The organism is Variovorax paradoxus B4, from assembly GCF_000463015.1.
GTDB classification, from domain to species: domain Bacteria; phylum Pseudomonadota; class Gammaproteobacteria; order Burkholderiales; family Burkholderiaceae_C; genus Variovorax; species Variovorax paradoxus_E.
In genome coordinates this window covers 2,675,616-2,695,698 of the sequence record NC_022247.1, presented here as the reverse complement: position 1 = coordinate 2,695,698, position 20,083 = coordinate 2,675,616, and the positions used below count along the sequence as shown (strand labels likewise).

The following is a 20,083-nucleotide window of genomic DNA, read 5'->3' as shown; positions in this document are numbered from 1 at the left end:
AACTGGATGGCACACGACGACGAACTTTCTTCCGCCAACGAGGCGCTGGCGCCGCTGCCCGCGTCGCAGCGCGTGTTCGGCTGGCACGACCACGCATCGCTCTGGTTCAGCCTGGGCGTCGGGCTGCTGGTGATGCAGATCGGCGCCTACCTGGTGCCGGCGGTGGGCACGCGCGACGCGGCCATCGCGATCGTGCTGGGCTCGCTGCTTGGCGCGGGCCTCCTGGCCTGGACCGCGCGGCTCGGCTGCGAGAGCGGCCTGGCGAGCGCCGGGCTGATGCACGCCACCTACGGCAGCGCCTTCGCGCGGCTGCCGGTGCTGCTCAACATCGTGCAGCTGGTGGGCTGGACCACCTTCGAGCTCGTGATCATGCGCGAGGGCACGCAGGCCATCGGCCAACAGGCCTTCGGCCTGGCACTCGGCGGGCCACTGGGCGGCGCCCTCACCACGCTGCTCTGGGGCGCAGTGCTGCTGGCGCTTCTGGCCGGCTCCATGGTCAAGCTGGTGCGGCGCTTCGTGAGCCGCTTCGGCCTGCCGCTGGTGGTGCTTTCTCTGCTCTGGCTGACCTGGCAGTTCGCGACGCGCCTGCAAGCCAAGGGCCTCGACGCCTTCTGGACGCGCCCCGGCGACGGCAGCATGGGCATGTTCGGCGCGCTCGACCTGGTGATTGCCATGCCGGTCTCGTGGCTGCCGCTGGTGGCCGACTACGCGCGCCACGGCAAGCGCAGCCCGGGCGGCCTCGGCAGCGCGTTCAGCGGCACTTGGATCGGCTATGCGCTGGCCAACGTCTGGTGCTATGCGCTCGGCGTGATGGTGGTGAGCGTGGCGGAGCCGGGCACCGGCCTGGTCACCGCGCTGCTGCTCGCCCAAGGCGGGCTGGTGGCGCTGGGCTTGATCCTGATCGACGAACTCGACAACGCCTATGGCGATGTGTATTCGGGCTCGGTGTCCACCCACAGCCTGCTGCCGCGCTGGAGCGTGCGGCGCTGGGGCCTCCTGCTCGCGGCGCTGTGCACCGCGCTGGCGCTGGTGCTGCCGATGCACACGCTCGAACCGTTCCTGCTGATGCTGAGTTCGGTGTTCGTTCCGCTCTACGGCGTGATCCTGGGGCGGCTGGGCACGGGGCAGGCCATCTCGTCGGTTGGCAGCCGCCGGGTCGACCTGGGTGCGGCGCTGATCTGGATTGCGGGCATCGCGGCCTATCACGCCTGTGCCAGATGGGCGCCGCAGTTCGGCTCGGCGCTGCCAACGCTCGCGGCAACTTTCGTGCTGGCCTGGATCAGCCGGCCCAAGCCCACATCTACGACGGCAGGCGGTGCGTCGGCACTGGTGCAAAGCCGTGGTTGAGCGGACCGTGTCCCGCACCGATGCGGACATCCGCACCGGCCGCCATGGCGCCGAGCACGAACGCGCGCGCGCGCTCCACAGCCTCGGGCAAGGCCGCGCCCAGCGCCAGGTGCGCAGCAATCGCGGACGACAGCGTGCAGCCCGTGCCGTGCAGGTTGCGGCTTGCAATGCGGGCCGAGGCCAGGCGCTTGCGCGCGCCGCCACGCGCCAGCAGCACATCGACCACTTCGTCGCCCGGCAGATGGCCGCCCTTGAGCAGCACGGCCTGTGCGCCGAGCGCCAGCAACTCGCTGGCCGCATCGTCGAGCGCATCGATGCCGTCGATGGCATGGCCGATGAGCAAGGCCGCTTCATCGAGGTTGGGCGTCACCACCACGGCGCGCGGGAACAGCTCGCGCACCAGCACCTGCACGGTATCGGCCGCGATCAGCCGGTCGCCGCTGGTGGCGACCATCACCGGGTCGAGCACCACGTTGGGCAGCCGGTAGTGATCGATGGCCCAGGCCACCACCTCGACCACCTCGGGCGCATGCAGCATGCCGAGCTTGACCGCGTCCACGCCGATGTCCTCGACCACCGCCTGGATCTGCGCCTTGAGAAAGGCCGGTGGCACGCCATGGATGCCCGACACGCCGAGCGTGTTCTGCGCGGTGAGCGCCGTGATGGCCGTCATGCCATAGCAGCCGAGCGCCGCGAAGGTCTTCAGGTCGGCCTGGATGCCGGCACCGCCGCCGCTGTCGGAGCCGGCGATCGAGAGCACGCGTGCATAGCGCAGGGGCGCCTGGGGCGCGTCGGAAAGTGCTTGGGTCATGCTGAAAATTATCGGCGACCGGCCCTGCCTTGCTCCCTCCCCTTCCGGGGGAAGGCCGGGGTGAGGGCGCGCGGCGCATCCATCGGGCGCTCTGCCCGCCCCCATCCCAACCTTCCCCCGGCGGGGGAAGGAGCAAAACCATGAGCCTCCCATTCCAATCCGCCGCCATCCTCGGTGCAGGCCTCATGGGCCGGCTGCTCGCGGTCACGCTGGCGCGGGCCGGCTGCGAGGTCGAGCTGTTCGAAGCGGGCAGCCCCGAGGCCGAAGGCGCCGCCGCACGCGTGGCGGCCGCCATGCTCGCGCCGCTGGCCGAATCGGCCGTGGCGCCAGTGCCGGTCGTGCGCATGGGGCAGTACGCGCTGAGCCGCTGGCCCAAGCTGCTGGCACCGCTGGTGCAGCCCGTGTTCTTCCAGCGTGAAGGCACGCTGGTGCTGTGGCACCGGCAGGACGCCGCCGAAGCCGCGCGGCTCGCGCGCGTGCTGGCGCGCACCGGCACGCAGGTGCCCGAGCTCGCCCCGATGCGCACGCTCGACGGCACCGGCATTGCCACGCTGGAGCCTTCGCTCGGCCAGCGCTTCGCACAGGGCTTGTTCCTTCCGGGTGAAGGCCAGCTCGACAACCGCGCGCTGCTGGCTTCGCTGCTTGCCACGCTGCAAGCCAGCCCCGGCGTGAAGCTGCATTGGCAGTCGCCGCGCGCACCCGGCGATTTCGCCCCCGGCACGCCGGGCCAGCCCGACTGGGTGATCGACTGCCGCGGCCTCGGTGCCAAGCCGCAGTGGAACGCGCTGCGCGGCGTGCGCGGCGAGGTCATCCGCGTGCATGCGCCCGAGGTGGCGCTGCAGCGGCCCACGCGGCTGGTGCATCCGCGCTATCCGCTCTACGTCGCACCCAAGCCCGGCAGCGTGTTCGTGATCGGTGCGACCGAAATCGAATCCGACGACATGTCGCCCGCCAGCGTGCGCTCCACGCTCGAGCTGCTGAGTGCAGCCTACGCCGTGCACAGTGGCTTCGCCGAAGCCCGCATCCTCGAGATCGCGACCCAATGCCGCCCCACGCTGCCCGACAACCTGCCCGCCATCCGGCAACCGCAGCCGCGCGTGCTGCAGATCAACGGCCTGTACCGCCACGGTTTCATGATCGCACCCGCCGTGCTCGACGCCGCCATGGAGCTGCTCGTGCACGGCCGCTCTGCGCTCGCGCAGAACCTCGGCCTGGAGACATCCGAAGCATGACGATGAATGTCATGATCAACGACAAGCCTTACACGCTGCCGGACGGCGCCACCGTGATCGACGCGCTGGCCGCGCTGAACGCCGTGCCGCCGTTCGCAGTGGCCGTGAACCGCGAGTTCGTGCCGCGCTCGGCCCATGCGGCGCGCGCGCTGCAGCCCGAAGACCGCATCGAAGTGATACGCCCCGTGACGGGCGGTTGAATGATGGAGACAAAACCCATGAACACGAACGACCCGCTGGTTCTGTACGGCCAGACCTTCCAGAGCCGCCTGCTGCTGGGCACCGCGCGCTATCCCTCGCCCGATCTGCTCGAAGCCGCCGTGAAGCGCGCGAAGCCCGCGATGCTGACGGCTTCGCTGCGGCGTCAGACCGCCAACCAGGGCTCGGGCGGCAACGACACGAGCAACGGCTTCTGGGAACTGCTGCGCCGCCTCGATGTGCCCGTGCTTCCCAACACCGCCGGCTGCCACAGCGTGCAGGAAGTGATTGCCACCGCGCAGATGGCGCGCGAGCTGTTCGATACGCCGTGGATCAAGCTCGAACTCATCGGCGACGACTACACGCTGCAGCCCGACACGCTGAACCTCGTCGATGCCGCATCGCAGCTGATCCGCGACGGGTTCCAGGTGCTGCCCTACTGCACCGAGGACCTCGTGCTGTGCCAGCGGCTGGTCGACGTCGGCTGCCAGGCCGTGATGCCCTGGGCAGCGCCCATCGGCACCGGCCGCGGGCCGGTCAATCCCTATGCGCTGCAGCTGCTGCGCGAACGACTCAGCGTGCCGATGCTGGTCGATGCGGGACTGGGCCTGCCCTCGCATGCCTGCCAGGTGATGGAATGGGGCTACGACGGTGTGCTGCTCAACACCGCAGTGGCGCTGGCGCAGGATCCGGTGTCGATGGCTGGCGCCTTCGCGGACGCCGTGCAGGCCGGCCGCGCCGCCCACCGCGCTGGCGCCATGGCCGCGCAGGAATCCGCGCAGCCCAGCACGCCGGTGCTCGGCACGCCCTTCTGGCATCACGCACCATGAGCGCCGCGCCGGGCCGCCCCAAGCAAGCTCGCACCGCAGTGCGAAGCACGAAGGTCATTCAATGAGCGCTTCGACCGACGCCCGCGCCATCTCCCACGCCATCGTCGCGGCGCACGGGCTGCGCTTCGGCGCCGCCACGGCCGCAGCCATTTCGGCGGGCCGCTTCTCCTCGGAAGACCCCGTGTATCGCGGCGCGAAGCAGGCCTGCACGGCACTCGGCTTCATCGAGATCGATGCCGAGTGCCTGGCGCGAGCGTGGCAGGCACAGGCGGTGCGTACCGGCGCGTTCGATGCGAACCAATGGCCCGAGACGCCCGCCGATTTCGGCCTGCGCGCGTTTCCGCCCACCGAACGCGGCGACGCCTTCGCGCCCTGCCCCGAACGGCTCGGCCTCTACGCCGTGCTGCCCGACGCGCAATGGGTCGGCCGCATGGCGCGCGCTGGTGTCCCCACGGTGCAGTTGCGCTTCAAGTCGGACGATGCGGCAACCATCGAACGCGAAGTACATGCGGCCGTCGATGCCGTGCGCGGCACGGACGCGCTGCTCTTCATCAACGATCATTGGCAGGCGGCCATCGCCGCCGGCGCCTACGGTGTGCACCTTGGGCAGGAAGACCTCGACGCGCTCGCGCCCGCGCAGGTGCAGCAGATCCGCGATGCGGGCCTGCGGCTCGGCGTCAGCACCCACGGCTATGCCGAGATGGTGCGCGCCGATGCAGTGAGCCCGAGCTACATCGCGATGGGTGCGGTGTATCCGACCACCCTCAAGAGGATGGCCACGGCCCCGCAAGGCGTGGCGCGGCTCGCGGCCTATGCGGGCCTGTTGCGCGGCTATCCGCAGGTGGGCATCGGCGGCATCGATGCGATGCGCCTGCCCGAGGTGCTGGCCACGGGCGTCGGCTCGGTCGCCGTGGTGCGCGCGCTTGTCGCCGCAGAAGATCCCGAGGCCACTGCCGCGCAATGGATGGCGGCCATGAGCGCCGCCTCCGCATGAACGAACAAATGACACAAAAGCAATTCCGATCCTGGCCGCTGACGCCGGTCTCGCGTGCAATGGCTGCCGCTTTCCTGCTGGCCGCCGGCGGCGCGCAGGCCCAGCAGCAAACCGAGCTGCCTGCCGTCACGGTGAACGAAAGCAATGCCGCACCGCAAGCCGACGTGAGCGGCTTCGGCGACGTGCCGCTGCGCGAGCTGCCGCTCTCGGCCACGGTGATCGACAGCATGCAGCTTCGCACGAGCGGTGCGCGCCGCCTCGCGGACCTCACGCAGTTCGACTCCTCGGTGACCGATGCCTACAACTCGGCCGGCTACTGGGACTACCTGACCGTGCGCGGCTTCGTGCTGGACAACCGCTTCAACTACCGGCGCGAGGGCTTGCCGATCAGCGCCGAGACATCGATCCCGCTCGACAACAAGGAACGCATCGAGATCCTGCGCGGCACCAGCGGCATCCAGGCCGGCACCAGTGCACCGGGCGGGCTGGTCAACTACGTGGTCAAGCGGCCCACCGAGCAGGACCTGCGCACGCTGCGCATCGAAACCACCAGCCGCGGCAGCGTGCTCGGCGCGCTCGACCTCGGCGGGCGCTTCGGTGCAAACCACGAGTTCGGCTATCGGCTCAACGTGGCGAACGAAAACCTCAAGCCGCTGACGCACAACCTCGACGGCAACCGCAACATGTTCTCGCTGGCGGGCGACTGGCGCATCACGCGCGATTCGGTGCTCGAATTCGAAATCGAGCGCAGCCACAAGACGCAGCCGAGCCAGAACGGCTTCAGCCTGCTGGGCAGCACGCTGCCCGCGCCGGTCGATCCAAGGATCAACCTCAACAACCAGCCATGGTCGCAGCCTTCGGAGTTCAACGCGCTCACCGGCAGCGTGCGCTTCAGCCAGGCGCTCGATGCCGACTGGCGCTGGAGCGCACAGATCGGCCAGCAAAGGCTCAAGACCGATGACCGCCTGGCCTACGCCTTCGGCTGCGGCGCCGAAGGCAACTATGACCGCTATTGCTCCGACGGCACCTTCGACTTCTACGACTTCCGCAGCGAGAACGAGCGGCGCACGCAAACAGCCGGCAGCCTGAACCTCAAGGGCAACGTGATGACCGGCAGCGTGCGGCACGAGCTCGGCTTCGGCCTGCTCGCGAGCCGCGTGCGCAACCGCTTCCAGGACCAGGCCTACAACTACGTCGGCACCGGCAACGTCTGGGCCACGGCCATCGTGCCGCCGGACCCCACGCTGACCGACGCCAACACCAACCGCGACGAACGCTCCACCGAGCTCTCGGTGCAGGACGCGATCCGCTGGAACAGCCGCTTCACCACCTGGCTCGGCGTGCGCCACACGCGGCTCGATCGCGACAGCATCCGCACCGATGGCTCGCGCCCCACCGGCTACAAGGACGGCATCACCACGCCATGGATCGCCGCCAGCTACGCCATCCAGCCGGGCCTCCTGGCCTATGCGAGCTGGGGCAAGGGCATCGAGTCGCAGGTGGTACCGAACAAGAGTTCGCAGTACACCAACGCAGGCGAGGCGCTGCCTGCACTGACCTCGCGTCAGTGGGAACTGGGACTCAAGGGCGGCAGCGACGCCTTCGCCTGGCAGCTCGCGTGGTTCGACATCAAGCGCCCCATGACGAATCTCGACGCCTGCAACCGGCTCGGCACCACGCCCTGCGACGGTCGCTACGACGGCAGCGCCTTGCACCGCGGGCTCGAGGCGGGCGCGCAATGGAACACGGGGCCCTGGCGCCTTGGCGGCAGCGTGACCTTGATCGACGCCAAGCGCCGCGGAAGCACCGCCGAGCCCGCCACCAACGGCCAGTCGCCCACCAACGTGCCCAAGCAGGTGTTGCGCGCGCAAGCGGCCTACCGCGTGACTTCGGTGCCCGGACTCGAAGTGCTGGGACAGCTTTCGCATGAAGGCCGGCGCAACGTGCTGCCCGACGGCTCGATCACTCTGCCCTCATGGACGCGCGTCGATGCAGTGCTGCGCTACGACACCAGGCTGCGCGGCGTCCAGACGAGCTGGAGCATCGCCATCGACAACCTGTTCGACCGCCGCTACTGGAAGGAATCGCCCTACCAGTTCGGCCACATCTATCTCTTTCCCGGAGCGCCGCGCACGCTGCGGCTCGGCTTGAGCGTGTCGCTCTGAGCACCGGTCAAAAAATTTTCAGAAATTTATGGCGGCCGTATTCGCGCACTCGAAAGGCTCAAAAAACCACGCTATAATCTGAGGCTTGTTCCTCGATAGCTCAGTTGGTAGAGCGCCGGACTGTTAATCCGTAGGTCCCTGGTTCGAGCCCAGGTCGAGGAGCCACTACAAGCCGCAAGGCCTCTGGATGCCCCACTACTCAAAAGGTAGTGGGGCATTTCCTTTTGGAGCGGCTTATTTGGCAATCGCCAAATATCCAGTAGTCGCCGTAGCGCCGACCGACTCCACGCCGCCATATACCGCCTCGAGCGAAGGTCGACCCAACTTCGGTAGCCCAAAGCCCAGACAAAAAAACGCCCAGCACGCAGCTGGGCGGAATCCTTGAGGTGTCGCCACATCAAGGGCCCCGCAAAACCAAGATTCGGGGGCAACTGCAAATCAGGTTTCGAGCACCGGCTCGAGATGTCAGGTGTGGCCGACTTCCAGGCCAGCGGCCACCCGGCCGACGGAGCCGAGTCGCTCGGTGATCGGTTTCAGCCACTCCACGGCCGCAGCCTCGGGTGGCATCGATCGCAGGCGTTCATCGCGCCACAGATCACGGGCGACATCCTCCAGCTCGAGCGGGTCGACGGTGTGCCACTGCTGCTGCAGCCGATGCGCGCAAGCGGCAATCCAGAGAGTTGCGGGCATGTTTTCCATACCCCAATACTACTGTATATTCATACAGGTTTACAGCAAAGTGTTTCGATCCCGGCGGAAGTGCGCAGAGCTTTGCCGAACTCGACGGAGGACATGAACATGAACCAGGCTGAACTTTTTTACCCCCAAGCCGCAGTTCCACAGCCGGTCGCAGCCCCGCACACCGATGCCCCGGAAGACCCGCCCTTCAGGTTCGAAGACATCGAGCCGGAACCTCGGGTCGCGTACACCGTGCGGCTCGCCGACTATCCGCACCCGGCGGCCGATGCCGCCAAGGTTGCGGAGCAACGTTTTCGGCGCGAACTCGATCGACAGCTCGACGGCGAAGTCGTGCGGGCATTGCGCGCGTTCCAGAGTGCCAGCGAGTCCAGCGAAACCGATCTCACGAGAGAAGAGATGGCGCTGGCAAAGCGATGGATGAAGGCCTATGACGCGGCCCGAACTGCTGGCTTTCGCGACCTCGGCGATACCGATGAGGCGTTCTTCGACGTGCGGCCGATCTGAGCAACAGTCCTGTTGGCCATGCGCCCTGTCCGACGCCTGTAGGGTGATCCGCACGAATTCCATCGGCTCAGGCTGAGCGCAAGCCGTCACGGTTGGGCCATCATCGCCCGACGGTGCCAGCTACACCCATCGAGTACCTGCTCGAGATCGAGCACGCCAGGTTCCCGGTTCATGTCCGGGATCCGGAGTTGATCCAGGCCATTGCGGTTCTCAAGGCGCTGGGCTGCGTGGAAGCGGACATCTCTCCTCCGCTCGATCTTTGCAGTTCGTTCAGGAACTACGAATCCGCGGTGGTCGTGAAGATCACGTCAGAAGGAATCACGGAACTCGCGCTGGCATACGGCTGACCGTCGTCTTCGCTCTCTTCAGATTCTTCCGGTCTGGGACGAGTGGCTCATCCCCTCTTTTGAATTCGTCTGTCCGCCAACGGACTCCTCGGCTGGCGAACCCGCCGTCACTTTCACGGTGTCGATATCCCTGTTGCGGTGTCCCTTGGGTAGGATCACGGCCGAGGGATCCTCGGATGCCAGCTTCGGATCTTCGGAAGGATGGAAAGGCTTGCGCGTACGCGGCGTGGATAGTACCTCCGGTGTTTCGGACACCGTAGGACAGCTCGCTTGCGCATGCATGTAGGAGTGAGCCGCGGAAGATCTATCGATGGAGCGCTACGCCCCCTGCGGCACGGCAGGCCAGGAGCCCCAAGGCATTTAAGGCAGATCGAGAAATGCCAAAAAGAGGGTATATCCCAAACCACAAGTCAGGCGCCGAACGGTAACGACGCGTACATTAGCGCCAACGTACTATCGGCTTGGGCCATGCACTTGAAATCTCTACTCATCACCGCGCTGCTGCTTGTTGCGGGCGGTTTGTTCTGGTGGTGGGCCTTCGACGGCGGATTCATTGCCGTGATTGTTGCCATCGGCCTGGGTGCCGTGCTCTTTCTGGCCCTTCGGGGCAACAAGTCCATCAAGGACGAACTCGACGCGCAGGTTCCCGACAAGGATCCGGGCAACAAGGAATCCTGAGCCGGGGCGCCAGCCTCAGCGCAGCGCAAACGCCAGCGTCACCGCGCCCAGGGCCAGCAGCGCGAGGCCCGCGATGAAGACCATCTCGCCCCAGGCCTCCAGCCGCACGCCCGAGTTGCGCGAGCGCATCGAGATGAAAGACAGCAGCGCGCTGGCCAGGAAGACCAGCGCGTCGATGGCCAGCAGGCGGTCGATCAAGAGCCGCAGGTCGTCGCGCGGGCCCAGGTGGCCGATCGACATCACGGTCATGCACACGCCGATCATGGTGGCCGACGTGGGCAGGATGTGCGCCGAAAGGCCGCCCGCGGACGAAGCCATCTTTTGTCCCTGCGCGGGCTTCAGCCGATCCGCACCGGCACGAAGATCTTGTCTTCGCCGCGCTGGATCAAAAGGGCCACCGACTTGTCGGCCTTGGCCACCACCTCGCGCACCTGTTCCAGGCTCCTGGCGGGGGTGCCGTTGATGGCCAGCAGCACGTCGCCCGCCTGCACGCCGGCCATGGCGGAAGGGCCGGCCACATCCTCGACGAGCAGCCCGTTCTCGATGGCGGCCTCGCGCTTTTCCTGCGGCTGCAGCGGCCGCAGCGCGAGGCCGAGCTTGCCCTGGCCCGCCGCACTGTCGTTCTTGGCGACCTGTGCGGGCTTGTCGCTCGCATCGCCGAGCTGGGCGGAAAACTCCTGCCTTTCGCCCTGGCGCCAGACTTCGAGCGCGACCTTCTTGCCCGGCGTCAGCTGCCCGATCACCGCGGGCAGGTCGCCCGACGAAACGATGGGCTGTCCGTCCACCTTGCGGATCACGTCGCCCGCCTTCAGGCCGGCCTTGTCGCCAGGGCCGCCCTTCTCGATATTGGAGACCAGCGCACCCTCGGGCTTGTCGAGCTTGAAGGAGTCGGCAAAGGCCTGGTTCACTTCCTGCACCGCCACGCCGAGCCGCGCATGCGTGGCCTTGCCGGTTGCAACGATCTGGTCCTTCACCTGCACCGCCACGTCGATCGGAATGGCGAACGACACGCCCTGGTAGCCGCCGCTGCGGCTGTAGATCTGCGAGTTGATGCCGACCACTTCGCCGCGCGTGTTGAGCAGCGGGCCGCCGGAGTTGCCGGGGTTCACCGCGACGTCGGTCTGGATGAACGGCACGTAGCTGTCGTCGGGCAGTGAGCGGCCCTTGGCGCTCACGACGCCGGCCGTCACCGTGCTCTCGAAGCCGAAGGGCGAGCCGATGGCCAGCACCCATTCGCCGACCTTCAGGTCCTTGGTGTTGCCGAGCGCGAGCGTGGGCAGGTTCTTGGCGTCGATCTTGAGCACCGCGATGTCGGTCTTGGCGTCGGCGCCGAGCACCTTCGCGCGGTACTCGCGCCGGTCGGTCAGCTTGACGGTGACCTCCTTGGCGTCTTTCACGACGTGCGCGTTGGTCATGATGATGCCGTCGGGGCTCACGATGAAGCCAGAACCCTGCGCCCGCATCGGCACTTCGCGCTGCTGGGCGCGCGGGCCCATCTGGCCCTGGAAGCGGCGGAAGAACTGGAACATCGGATCGTCCGGATCGATGCCCTGCATCTCGACCGCAGCCTGGTCCCCCGACGCCTTGGCGGTGCCGGTCACGCTGATGTTGACCACCGCGGGGCCGTCACGCGAAGTGATGGTCGAAAAGTCGGGCAGCGTCACCATGGCTGCGGGTGCCATGCTCGTGGCGTTGGTGGTCGGCGCATTCACGGCACGGGCACTGGTGTAGGCGCCGGCACCGACGGCACCGATCACCCCGGCGGTCGCCAGGGCCAGAACCAGGGCATGGGGAGAAGTCAGGCGGGTGTTCATTTCTAGCTTTCCTTTCAATGCGTCTGCACGCAAACACGATGAAAGGAATGTCGGCCCGCTGGCTTAAGCGCGGCTTAAACCACGCGCGGCGATTTCAGGCCTTGGCGGCAAAGCGCACCAGCACCCGCAGGCCGCCCAGCGTCGGGGAAGCCGCGAGCGCGACCGTGGCGCCATGCAATTCGGCGATCGACTTCACGATGGCCAGGCCGAGCCCGCTGCCCGGCGCCTGCGGCTCGCCCGAGCGATAGAAGCGGTCGAGCACGCGTTCGCGCTCTTCCTGCGGCAAGCCGGGGCCGCTGTCGTCCACGCTCAACTCGACCGACGCGCCGAGGCTTGCGATGCCGACGTCGACGCGCCCCTCTTCGGGCGTGTACTTGACGGCGTTGTCGATCAGGTTGCGCAGCAGCATGCGCAGCGCCTCGGGCTGCCCGTTCACCACGGCCGGGTCGGCATGCGAGATGCCGATGTCGATGCGCCGGGCCTGTGCGGCCGCGACCGCATCCGAAATGGCCAGGCGCGCCACTTCGCCCAGGTCGACCGGTTCGGACTTTGCGCCCGCAGCCATGCTGGCCTCGTGCCGGGCCAGCGCGAGCATCTGCTCGACCAGGCGCGTCGCGCGGTCGATGCCTGCAACCAGCCGGCTTACGGCCAGCTCGCGCGACGCGGCATCGGATGCGCGCTGCAGGCCCTGCACCTGGAGCTTCAGCGCGGCAAGCGGCGAGCGCAACTCGTGCGCCGCGTCGGCGACGAAGTGCTTCTGGGCATCGAAGGCATGCCGCACCCGGTCGAACAGAAGGTTGAGCTCGTGCACCAGCGGGCGCACCTCGTCGGGCAGGTTCTCCTCACTCACGGGGGAAAGATCGTCGGCCTGCCGCGACGCGACCTGCCCGCGCACGCGCGCCACCGGCGCGAGCGAACGGCTCACGACCCACCACACCACCAGCATGAGCAGCGGCGCCATCAACGCCACCGGAGCGATGGTGCGCAGGGCCAGCGCGCCAGCCATGTTGCGGCGCGCCGCCATGTCCTGCGCGACCTGGATCACGAGCCCGCTCGTCTGCATCGAGAACACGCGGTAGGTGGTCCCCCGCGCGCGCACGTCGGCAAAGCCCAGCACCGCCAATTGCGGCAGCGCGGCCTGCTCGGCGGATTCGAAGATGCGCACGCCGTCGGCGGTCCACACCTGCACCACGAAATCGAAGTTCTGCTCGCCGCTGCCCAGGCCGCCCACGGCTGCGCTCGGCGGCAGGCCGGCGCGCAACGACAGCGCCATCTGCTGCATGTGGTAGTCGAAGATGTCGTCGGCCTCCTTCAGGACCGTGCGGTAGGCCACCAGCGCCTGCGCGCCGGCGGCCAGCACGATGGCCGCGAGCAGGAACCACAGCAGGCGCGCGCGCAGCGATCCGGTCAACGCGCGGATCATGTCTTCGGCACCATGTAGCCGACACCGCGCACATTGCGGATCAACTCTGCGCCCAGCTTCTTGCGCAGCCCGTGCACGTAGACCTCGACCGCATTGCTGCTGATCTCGTCCTTCCAGCTGTAGAGCTTTTCCTCGAGCTGGGCGCGCGACAGCACCATGCCGGGCCGCGCGATCAGCGGTTCGAGCACGGCCCACTCGCGCGCCGAAAGCACCACCGGCTGGCCATCCACCGCGACCTCGCGCGTGGCCGGGTTGATGCTCACGCCCATGTGTTCGTACACCGGCTCGGCGCGCCCCGCGGCACGGCGCAGCAAGGCCCGGATGCGGGCCAGCAGTTCGTCGAGGTCGTAGGGCTTGAGCACGTAGTCGTCGGCCCCCGCATCGAGTCCTTCGATGCGCTGCTGCACCGAGTCGCGCGCGGTGGCAATCAGCACCGGCATGCGCTGCTTGCGGGCGCGCAGGCTGCGCAGCACCTCGAGCCCGTCGCGGCGCGGCACGCCCAGGTCGAGCAGCACGAGATCGTATTGCTGGGTGCGCAATGCGGACTCGGCCGCCTCACCGTCTTTCACCCAGTCCACGGCGTATTGCTCGGCGCGCAGCAGGTCGAGCACGGCCTCGCCGATCATCACGTCGTCTTCGAGAAGCAGGAGTCGCATGGTGTTGTTTCGTCCGTTTCGGGATTCGAGGCGGCGGCCGCGTGGAAGTTCATCTCACAGCAGCGACCTGACTTCACGCGCCGCTTCGAAGAGCAGCGGCAGCATTTCGCGCTGGAGTGCCTCCTCCTGGTAGCGCGTACCGGACAGCACCACGTTGAGCGCAGCCACCGTGTGGCCCTGCATGTCGCGCAGCGGCACCGCGAGCGCCTGCACGCCGAGCTCGTGCTCTTCGCTGGCAAAGCAGTAGTCGTCCTTGCGCACGCGGGAGATCAGCTGTCGCAAGCCGCGCGCCTGGGTGGTGGTGTGCGGCGTGAGCCGCGCAAGGTGGCGCCCCTTGAGCCACCGCGTGAACTGGGCCGGCGCCATGGCCGCGAGCAGCACCCGCCCGGTCGATGTCGCGTGGGCCGGCAAGCGGGCGCCAAGGTGCAGGCCATAGGCCAGCACGCGGGTCGGCGTGCCGTAGGCGCCGCTGCGCGCGATGATGACCGCCTCTTCGCCATCGAGCACCACGGCCGAGAACGATTCGCCGGTCTGCGCCGCCAGCCGGTTCAGGGTGGGCTGCAGTGCGCGCGGCAGGCGCGACGACGCCAAGTAGCTGCCCGAGAAACGCAGCACCTTGGGTGCCATCCAGAAATAGCTGCCGTCGGTCTCCAGGTAGCCCAGGTGGGCCAGCGTGAGCAGGTGCCGGCGCGCGGCGGCGCGCGTGAGGCCGGCGCGCTCGGCGGCCAGCGTCGCGTTCAGGCGCTGGCGCTCGGTATCGAAGCTTTCGAGCACGGCCATTCCCTTGGCGATGCCCTCGATGAAGTCGGCTTTGGCGATGGTCATTCTGGTCGCGGTGCAAGTGTTGCGCGATGATCGCGCAGCCATTCGCATGATCGCACAGAGCCTTGCCGCACGCTGCGCCAGCCGGCCGCGCACGCCCTACGCTCCAGAAAACCCCATTGGAGACACGAACATGCGCACACAGGTCGCGATCATCGGCGCGGGCCCGGCGGGCCTGCTTCTCGGACAGCTGCTTTTCAAGGCCGGCATCGACAACATCATCGTCGAGCGTCAGAGCGGCGACTATGTGCTGGGACGCATCCGGGCGGGCGTGCTCGAGCAGGTCACCATGGATCTTCTGGCGCGCGCGGGCGTCGATGCGCGCGCCAAGGCCGAGGGGCTGCCGCACGAAGGCATCGAACTGCTGTTCAAGGGCGCACGGCACCGCATCGACATGCACGGCCTGACGGGTGGCAAGCAGGTCACGGTCTATGGCCAGACGGAAGTGACGCGCGACCTGATGGAGGCGCGTTCGGCCGAGGGCCTCGCCACCATCTACAGCGCAGCCAACGTCAGCCTGCATGACTTCGATTCGCAGCGCCCGCGCGTGCGCTACGAGAAAGACGGCCAGACGCACGAGATCGAATGCGATTTCATCGCCGGCTGCGACGGCTACCACGGCGTGAGCCGCGCCAGCGTACCGGCCGACGCCATCCAGACCTACGAAAAGGTCTACCCCTTCGGCTGGCTCGGCGTGCTGGCCGACGTACCGCCGGTGTCGCACGAACTGATCTACGCCAACACCGAGCGCGGCTTTGCGCTGTGCAGCATGCGCAGCGCGCACCGCAGCCGCTACTACGTGCAGGTGCCGGCTGACGAGCGGGTCCAGAACTGGAGCGACGAGGCCTTCTGGGACGAGCTGCGCGCACGGCTCGACCCCGAAGCCCGCGAGCGGCTGGTGACCGGTCCTTCGCTCGAGAAAAGCATTGCGCCGCTGCGCAGCTTCGTTGCCGAACCGATGCGCTTCGGCGCGCTGTTCCTGGCCGGCGACGCCGCGCACATCGTGCCGCCGACCGGCGCCAAAGGGCTCAACCTTGCGACGGCCGACGTGGGCTACCTCTCGCGCGCGTTCGAGATCTTCTACGGCGATAAATCGGCCTCCGCGCTCGACCGGTATTCCGACCTCTGCCTGCGCCGCGTCTGGAAGGCGGAACGCTTCTCGTGGTGGTTCACCTCGCTGATGCACCGCTTCCCCGAGACCGGCGCCTTCGGCCAGAAGATCCAGGAAGCCGAACTCGACTACCTGGTGCATTCGCACGCAGCCTCCACTGCGCTGGCGGAGAACTACGTGGGCCTGCCGCTCGAAGACTTCTAGCCGGCCGCTTCGAGCGTCTTCTTCATTGCCAGCCCGCCCTGCGCCATCATCGGCTCGATGTAGGCGGCGAGTTCGTCGGGCAGCACGTCGGTGATCCAGACGAAGCGCGAGCGCCCTTCGCCGTGCGCGAACACCTGGGCCGATGCATGGTGGTGGCTCGCCCTGCCGTCGGTGACGGTGTAGGCCAGGCGGCGGTTGGGCTCGTCGATGCCCACGAGCAGCTCGCGCGCCACCAGGCCGTTGGCAAAGCTGACGATGCGGGCGCCCTTGCCGTCCAGCTCGCAGCCGGTCAGAAAACCAGGCGCAAGGCGCGTGTGCACGGCGCCGAAATCGCGCAGCGCGTCCCAGACCCGCGCCGCTTCGGCTTCGACGATGAATTCCTTGTAGATCGTTGCCATGGGTTGCGCGCGCCTTCAGGGGCAGACCGCCTCCACGTTGTTGCCGTCCGGGTCGATCAGGAAGGCCGCATAGTAGGTCGGGCTGTAGTCGGTGCGCGGGCCTGCGCCGCCGTTGTCTGTGCCGCCAGCCTTCAGGCCCGCCTTGTGGAAGGCCTCGACCGCCTTGTGATCGGCCGCGCGGAAGGCGATGTGCGTTCCCGGCCCTTTGGCACCCTCGGTCGCATAGAGCCAGAGCGCGGGCTCGCCTGCGGGTCCGATGCCGGCATAGGTGTTGTCGTGGGAGCCCAGCACATGGCCGAGCGGCGCAAGCGCTGCCTCGTAGAAGCGCCGGCTCGCGGCAAGGTCTCTGACTTTCAGTCCGATGTGGTCGTACATGGCGATGACTTTCTGCTCGATGGGTGAATCAGGCGGTCATCATTGAGCAGGGCGGCCAGGCGGTCTTGGAAAATCTTGCGATCGCCTTTGGCGGCCTGGCGAAAGCCGCGCGGCGACACCCCGGCCGCGCGGTGGAAGGTGCGAACGAAGTTGCTCAGGTCGGCAAAGCCGACGTCGAAGGCCACATCGGTCACGGGCCGGTCGTCGTCCGCCAGCAGCCGCGCCGCGTGGCGCAGGCGCGAGCGGACCAGGTACTGGTGCGGCGTGACGCCGAGCACCTGCGAGAACAGGCGCAGGAAGTGGAACGAACTCAGTCCCGCTTCGGACGCCGCGCCTTCGAGGCCGATGTCGTCGTGCGAGTTCGCGTCGATCCACATCGCCGCATCGACCGCGCGGCGCCTGTCGCGTGCCACAGCGGATTGCGGCATGGGTTTGCTGCGCCCTTCCACCACCTCGACGAAACGGCTCGCGAACCACATGCCCAGCTCGTCGAGGCCCGCATCGCTCTGCCCCTCGGCCGCAACCTGCGCAAGTTCGCCAAGCACCATGAGTTCGGGCAGCGGAGGGAGACCTCCGGTGCGCCAGATTCGCCGGTCGCCGCCAATCAGGTCGACAAATCCCGGCGAGAGATGGAACGCCAGGCATTCGTCGCCGCACATGTGATGGTCGTGGGTGCAGACGTACTCGTCGCCTGGACAGCCCACCAGCACCGAGCCGGCCACCAGCTCATAAGCGTTGCCGCGCGCGCGGTAGCCGAAGCTGCCCTTGCGCACGTACGAGACCGAATAGTCCGAGTGCATCTCGGTGAACGGCCGCGCTCCAGGACCCGCGTCGCAGCGGTAGCTCGAAACGCGGATCGGGTCGGTCTGCAGTTCGGTGGTGACGACCATGGCGGATGTGCCCTCCGAACACCGGGGTGAAGGTGTCTTTCAGTCCACAGTGTGCATGGCTTGCCATACCCGCGCCGGGCTCAACGGCATGTGCAGGCGTGGAGCGCTCGCCGCAAGGCCATTGCGCGCGAAGGCATCGGCCACGGCGTTCACGATAGTCGGCGTGGCGCCGATGGTGCCCAGCTCGCCCACGCCCTTCACGCCCAGCGGATTGTTGGCGCATGGTGTCGACTCGTCCATTTCCATGTGGAACATGGTCTCGACGATGTCCGCGCGCGGCGCGGCGTAATCCATGAGGCTCCCGGTGAGCGGCTGGCCGGTTTCGTTGTCATACACCACCTGCTCGTAAAGCGCCTGGCCGATGCCCTGCACCGCGCCGCCTTCGAGCTGGCCGCGAACGATCATCGGGTTGATCACGCGGCCCACGTCGTTGACCGAGCTGTAGGCCACCACGCTGATCTCGCCCGTCGGCGGATCGATTTCGATCTCGCAGACGTGGCAGCCGTTGGGCCAGGTCGGGCCGGCCACGGTGCTGGTGGAGTCGACGAAGATCTCGCGCTCGGGCTGCTTGCCCGCCAGGGCGAACAGGTCGAGTTCAAGGTCGGTGCCGGTCACGCTGAAGATGCCGCGGGTGTAGGTGATGTCGTCGATGGCGGCCTCGAACTCCTGAGCTGCGAGCGCGCGCGCCTTGTCGATGGTGCGTTCGGCGCCAATGCGAACCGCCGATCCGCCGGTGAAGAGGGAGCGCGAACCGGCGCTGCCGAAGCCGTCGCCGCGGTCGGTGTCGCCGAGCACGACGCGCACCTTCTCGATCGGCACGCCGAAGGCATCGACCGCCAGTTGCGCAAGCGACGTGGCAATGCCCTGCCCCATGGCATTGACGGCGGAGAACACTTCGATCACGCCATCGGCCTGCACCGAGACCGTGACACGCTCCTCGAACACATTGCCGCCAGTCCATTCGAGAAATGTGGCAATGCCCAGGCCGCGGTGCTTGCCGTTCTTCGCCGACTCGGCGGCACGGGCCTCGAAACCCTGCCAGTCGGCCAGCGCCAGCGCCTGGTCCATCACCGACTCGAACTTGCCGGTGTCGTAGGTCTGCGCCATCGGGTTCTTGTAGGGCATCTGCTCGGGGCGGATGAAGTTGCGGCGGCGCAGCGCGATGCGGTCGATGCCGGTCTGGCGGGCGGCCTCGTCCATCAATCGCTCGATGGTGAAGATCGCCTCGGGACGGCCCGCGCCGCGGTAGGCGCCCGTGGGCGCGGTGTTGGTGAGCACCGCCTTGAAATGGAAGTCGATGGTCTGGATGTCGTAGACACTGGTCTGCACCCACGGGCCGATCAGGAGCTGGATCGCAACGCCGGTGCCGGTGGCATAGGCGCCGACGTTGGCCAGCGTCCTGATGCGCAGCGCAAGAATCTTTCCGTCCGCATCGAGCGCGAGTTCGGCCTTGGCCTCGATGTCGCGGCCATGCGCGCTCGAAAGAAACTCTTCGCTGCGGTCGGCCACCCACTTCACGGGGCGCTTGACCTGCAATGCGGCAAAAGCAACGGCAATGTCTTCCGGATAGGCACCCGTCTTCATGCCGAAGCCGCCGCCCACGTCGCCCACCACCACGCGCACCTTTTCCTTCGCGAGGCCGATGGCGGCGCAGATCGAATCGCGCACACCCGAAGGCATCTGGGTACTCATGCGGATCGTCAGGCGGCCCGATTCGGCGTCAGGCGCCGCGAGCACCGAGCGCGGCTCGATGGTCAGCGCCACGACGCGCTGGTTGACCACGTCGAGCGCCACCACGTGTTTTGCCTTGGCAAAGGCGGCCGTCGCGGCGTCGCTGCTGCCGTGCCGCATTTCGGCGGCGACGTTGCCGGAGGCTTCCTCGCACAGCAGCGGCGCGTCGTCGGCGGTGGCGCTTGCGAGGTCGACCACCATGGGAAGCGCTTCGTAGTCGACCACCACCGCCTCGGCGGCATCGCGCGCCTGCTGGACGGTTTCGGCCACCACCGCGGCCACGGCCTCGCCCACGAAGCGGGCTCTGTCGTACGCCATGGCCAGGCGCGGGGGGCTGGCACAGTCGCTGCCGTCGGCCCGCTTGAAGCCCACGGCGCCCGGCATGGGCTTGACGCCGGCCTCGGCCAGCTCGGCGCCGGTGATCACGCGCAGCACGCCGGGCATGGCAGCGGCAGCGGCCGTGTCGATCGACACGATACGCGCATGCGGATAGGGAGACCGAAGGAAGACGAGATACGTCTGGCCGGGGAGCGTGACGTCGTCCGTATAGCGGCCTGCACCGGACAGCAGGCTCTCGTCCTCGAGGCGGCGCACCGCCTGGCCGCTGCCGAAACGCGTGGGGGTGGAATCTGTGGTCAACGTGGTCCTCTTGGGCAGGCCTCCACCGGGCAACGCTGGCCTGGCAGGTCCGCATGGAGTGCAAATGGGAAGCAGCACTATATGGGCATCGGATAGTCTTGTGCGCTTGGAGGGCAGCGCCTGTGGCGCGCGGGCCGCAATCGTTTGCTTTTTCGCTGGAGAACGGGCATTTTTCCTACACTGGCCGAAGCGCGTGCGAAGCCGTGTATACCTAC

Annotated in this window: 21 protein-coding genes and 1 tRNA gene; 11 read left to right on the top strand and 11 right to left on the bottom strand. The window is 67.7% G+C overall.

What is annotated here, in order from left to right; genetic code table 11:
• Positions 1-6: 6 nt before the first annotated feature.
• Positions 7-1,347, top strand: a complete 1,341-nt coding sequence (locus tag VAPA_RS12500) for a purine-cytosine permease family protein (RefSeq protein ID WP_021007133.1) — start codon at positions 7-9, stop codon at positions 1,345-1,347.
• On the opposite strand, the gene thiD is transcribed toward VAPA_RS12500, so the two are convergent.
• Positions 1,301-2,158, bottom strand: coding sequence for a bifunctional hydroxymethylpyrimidine kinase/phosphomethylpyrimidine kinase (thiD, locus tag VAPA_RS12495; RefSeq protein WP_021007132.1), 858 nt, complete (start codon positions 2,156-2,158; stop codon positions 1,301-1,303). The two genes, VAPA_RS12500 and thiD, sit on opposite strands and share 47 nt — an antisense overlap.
• 140 nt (positions 2,159-2,298) lie before the next feature.
• Here thiD and VAPA_RS12490 point away from each other — a divergent pair, with 140 nt between their 5' ends.
• The 6 genes from VAPA_RS12490 to VAPA_RS12465 all read left to right on the top strand — a co-directional run bounded on the left by VAPA_RS12490 (position 2,299) and on the right by VAPA_RS12465 (position 7,742).
• On the top strand, positions 2,299-3,390 hold the full coding sequence (locus VAPA_RS12490; RefSeq protein ID WP_021007131.1) for an FAD-dependent oxidoreductase: 1,092 nt from the start codon (positions 2,299-2,301) through the stop codon (positions 3,388-3,390).
• Positions 3,387-3,590, top strand: a complete 204-nt coding sequence (thiS, locus tag VAPA_RS12485) for a sulfur carrier protein ThiS (protein ID WP_041946102.1) — start codon at positions 3,387-3,389, stop codon at positions 3,588-3,590. Before VAPA_RS12490 ends, thiS begins: the two co-directional genes overlap by 4 nt.
• A gap of 18 nt (positions 3,591-3,608) precedes the next feature.
• Positions 3,609-4,418, top strand: coding sequence for a thiazole synthase (locus VAPA_RS12480; RefSeq protein WP_021007129.1), 810 nt, complete (start codon positions 3,609-3,611; stop codon positions 4,416-4,418).
• A gap of 61 nt (positions 4,419-4,479) precedes the next feature.
• Positions 4,480-5,412 (top strand): thiamine phosphate synthase, encoded by a 933-nt coding sequence (locus tag VAPA_RS12475; protein ID WP_021007128.1) that lies wholly within the window; start codon positions 4,480-4,482, stop codon positions 5,410-5,412.
• A complete protein-coding gene (locus VAPA_RS12470) occupies positions 5,409-7,577 on the top strand; it encodes a TonB-dependent siderophore receptor (RefSeq protein WP_041946437.1) in 2,169 nt (722 codons plus the stop codon). The genes VAPA_RS12475 and VAPA_RS12470 overlap by 4 nt, the downstream gene beginning before the upstream one ends.
• A gap of 89 nt (positions 7,578-7,666) precedes the next feature.
• Positions 7,667-7,742 (top strand) — tRNA-Asn (locus VAPA_RS12465).
• 300 nt (positions 7,743-8,042) lie between these two features.
• On the opposite strand, the gene VAPA_RS12460 is transcribed toward VAPA_RS12465, so the two are convergent.
• A complete protein-coding gene (locus VAPA_RS12460) occupies positions 8,043-8,276 on the bottom strand; it encodes a hypothetical protein (RefSeq protein WP_021007126.1) in 234 nt (77 codons plus the stop codon).
• A gap of 99 nt (positions 8,277-8,375) precedes the next feature.
• Between VAPA_RS12460 and VAPA_RS12455 the strand changes: the two genes are divergently transcribed.
• From VAPA_RS12455 to VAPA_RS12445, 3 genes are all read left to right on the top strand, one after another.
• Entirely contained in the window at positions 8,376-8,780 is a 405-nt protein-coding gene (locus tag VAPA_RS12455; RefSeq protein WP_021007125.1) for a hypothetical protein, read from the top strand.
• Between the two features lie 113 nt (positions 8,781-8,893).
• Entirely contained in the window at positions 8,894-9,127 is a 234-nt protein-coding gene (locus VAPA_RS12450) for a hypothetical protein (RefSeq protein ID WP_021007124.1), read from the top strand.
• 468 nt (positions 9,128-9,595) lie between these two features.
• Positions 9,596-9,805, top strand: a complete 210-nt coding sequence (locus tag VAPA_RS12445; protein ID WP_021007123.1) for a hypothetical protein — start codon at positions 9,596-9,598, stop codon at positions 9,803-9,805.
• 15 nt (positions 9,806-9,820) lie between these two features.
• Here VAPA_RS12445 and VAPA_RS12440 read toward each other — a convergent pair whose 3' ends face one another.
• The 5 genes from VAPA_RS12440 to VAPA_RS12420 form a co-directional block, all read right to left on the bottom strand.
• Complete coding sequence (locus VAPA_RS12440; RefSeq protein ID WP_021007122.1) at positions 9,821-10,123, bottom strand: hypothetical protein; 303 nt, start codon at positions 10,121-10,123, stop codon at positions 9,821-9,823.
• Between the two features lie 20 nt (positions 10,124-10,143).
• Positions 10,144-11,619: a DegQ family serine endoprotease gene (locus tag VAPA_RS12435; protein ID WP_021007121.1), complete on the bottom strand. Its 1,476-nt coding sequence runs from the start codon at positions 11,617-11,619 to the stop codon at positions 10,144-10,146.
• A gap of 94 nt (positions 11,620-11,713) precedes the next feature.
• The gene (locus VAPA_RS12430; RefSeq protein ID WP_021007120.1) at positions 11,714-13,042 is read right to left on the bottom strand and encodes an ATP-binding protein; all 1,329 of its coding nucleotides are present in this window, start codon (positions 13,040-13,042) and stop codon (positions 11,714-11,716) included.
• Positions 13,039-13,698, bottom strand: a complete 660-nt coding sequence (locus VAPA_RS12425; protein WP_021007119.1) for a response regulator — start codon at positions 13,696-13,698, stop codon at positions 13,039-13,041. Before VAPA_RS12425 ends, VAPA_RS12430 begins: the two co-directional genes overlap by 4 nt.
• Positions 13,699-13,752: 54 nt before the next feature.
• Positions 13,753-14,523, bottom strand: coding sequence for an IclR family transcriptional regulator domain-containing protein (locus VAPA_RS12420; RefSeq protein ID WP_021007118.1), 771 nt, complete (start codon positions 14,521-14,523; stop codon positions 13,753-13,755).
• Positions 14,524-14,653: 130 nt separating this feature from the next.
• On the opposite strand from VAPA_RS12420, the gene pobA reads away from it, so the two are divergent.
• Complete coding sequence (gene pobA, locus VAPA_RS12415; protein WP_021007117.1) at positions 14,654-15,835, top strand: 4-hydroxybenzoate 3-monooxygenase; 1,182 nt, start codon at positions 14,654-14,656, stop codon at positions 15,833-15,835.
• Here pobA and VAPA_RS12410 read toward each other — a convergent pair.
• The 4 genes from VAPA_RS12410 to VAPA_RS12395 are packed head-to-tail and all read right to left on the bottom strand — an operon-like array spanning position 15,832 to position 19,868.
• On the bottom strand, positions 15,832-16,233 hold the full coding sequence (locus VAPA_RS12410) for an SRPBCC family protein (protein WP_021007116.1): 402 nt from the start codon (positions 16,231-16,233) through the stop codon (positions 15,832-15,834). The genes pobA and VAPA_RS12410 overlap by 4 nt on opposite strands.
• Before the next feature lie 15 nt (positions 16,234-16,248).
• Positions 16,249-16,608: a VOC family protein gene (locus tag VAPA_RS12405; RefSeq protein ID WP_021007115.1), complete on the bottom strand. Its 360-nt coding sequence runs from the start codon at positions 16,606-16,608 to the stop codon at positions 16,249-16,251.
• Positions 16,587-17,498, bottom strand: a complete 912-nt coding sequence (locus VAPA_RS12400) for a helix-turn-helix transcriptional regulator (protein ID WP_021007114.1) — start codon at positions 17,496-17,498, stop codon at positions 16,587-16,589. Before VAPA_RS12400 ends, VAPA_RS12405 begins: the two co-directional genes overlap by 22 nt.
• A gap of 39 nt (positions 17,499-17,537) precedes the next feature.
• Entirely contained in the window at positions 17,538-19,868 is a 2,331-nt protein-coding gene (locus tag VAPA_RS12395; protein WP_021007113.1) for a xanthine dehydrogenase family protein molybdopterin-binding subunit, read from the bottom strand.
• Between the last annotated feature and the right edge of the window lie 215 nt (positions 19,869-20,083).

Excerpts from the sequence above, each read along its gene's own strand:
- VAPA_RS12455 (WP_021007125.1), top strand. The coding sequence starts at position 8,376 with ATGAACCAGGCTGAACTTTTTTACCCCCAAGCCGCAGTTCCACAGCCG.
- pobA (WP_021007117.1), top strand. The coding sequence starts at position 14,654 with ATGCGCACACAGGTCGCGATCATCGGCGCGGGCCCGGCGGGCCTGCTT.
- VAPA_RS12460 (WP_021007126.1), bottom strand. The coding sequence starts at position 8,276 with ATGGAAAACATGCCCGCAACTCTCTGGATTGCCGCTTGCGCGCATCGG.
- VAPA_RS12480 (WP_021007129.1), top strand. The coding sequence starts at position 3,609 with ATGAACACGAACGACCCGCTGGTTCTGTACGGCCAGACCTTCCAGAGC.
- VAPA_RS12430 (WP_021007120.1), bottom strand. The coding sequence starts at position 13,042 with ATGATCCGCGCGTTGACCGGATCGCTGCGCGCGCGCCTGCTGTGGTTC.
- VAPA_RS12475 (WP_021007128.1), top strand. The coding sequence starts at position 4,480 with ATGAGCGCTTCGACCGACGCCCGCGCCATCTCCCACGCCATCGTCGCG.
- VAPA_RS12470 (WP_041946437.1), top strand. The coding sequence starts at position 5,409 with ATGAACGAACAAATGACACAAAAGCAATTCCGATCCTGGCCGCTGACG.
- VAPA_RS12440 (WP_021007122.1), bottom strand. The coding sequence starts at position 10,123 with ATGGCTTCGTCCGCGGGCGGCCTTTCGGCGCACATCCTGCCCACGTCG.
- VAPA_RS12410 (WP_021007116.1), bottom strand. The coding sequence starts at position 16,233 with ATGGCAACGATCTACAAGGAATTCATCGTCGAAGCCGAAGCGGCGCGG.
- VAPA_RS12445 (WP_021007123.1), top strand. The coding sequence starts at position 9,596 with ATGCACTTGAAATCTCTACTCATCACCGCGCTGCTGCTTGTTGCGGGC.
- VAPA_RS12435 (WP_021007121.1), bottom strand. The coding sequence starts at position 11,619 with ATGAACACCCGCCTGACTTCTCCCCATGCCCTGGTTCTGGCCCTGGCG.
- thiS (WP_041946102.1), top strand. The coding sequence starts at position 3,387 with ATGACGATGAATGTCATGATCAACGACAAGCCTTACACGCTGCCGGAC.
- thiD (WP_021007132.1), bottom strand. The coding sequence starts at position 2,158 with ATGACCCAAGCACTTTCCGACGCGCCCCAGGCGCCCCTGCGCTATGCA.
- VAPA_RS12490 (WP_021007131.1), top strand. The coding sequence starts at position 2,299 with ATGAGCCTCCCATTCCAATCCGCCGCCATCCTCGGTGCAGGCCTCATG.
- VAPA_RS12405 (WP_021007115.1), bottom strand. The coding sequence starts at position 16,608 with ATGTACGACCACATCGGACTGAAAGTCAGAGACCTTGCCGCGAGCCGG.
- VAPA_RS12420 (WP_021007118.1), bottom strand. The coding sequence starts at position 14,523 with ATGACCATCGCCAAAGCCGACTTCATCGAGGGCATCGCCAAGGGAATG.
- VAPA_RS12425 (WP_021007119.1), bottom strand. The coding sequence starts at position 13,698 with ATGCGACTCCTGCTTCTCGAAGACGACGTGATGATCGGCGAGGCCGTG.
- VAPA_RS12500 (WP_021007133.1), top strand. The coding sequence starts at position 7 with ATGGCACACGACGACGAACTTTCTTCCGCCAACGAGGCGCTGGCGCCG.
- VAPA_RS12400 (WP_021007114.1), bottom strand. The coding sequence starts at position 17,498 with ATGGTCGTCACCACCGAACTGCAGACCGACCCGATCCGCGTTTCGAGC.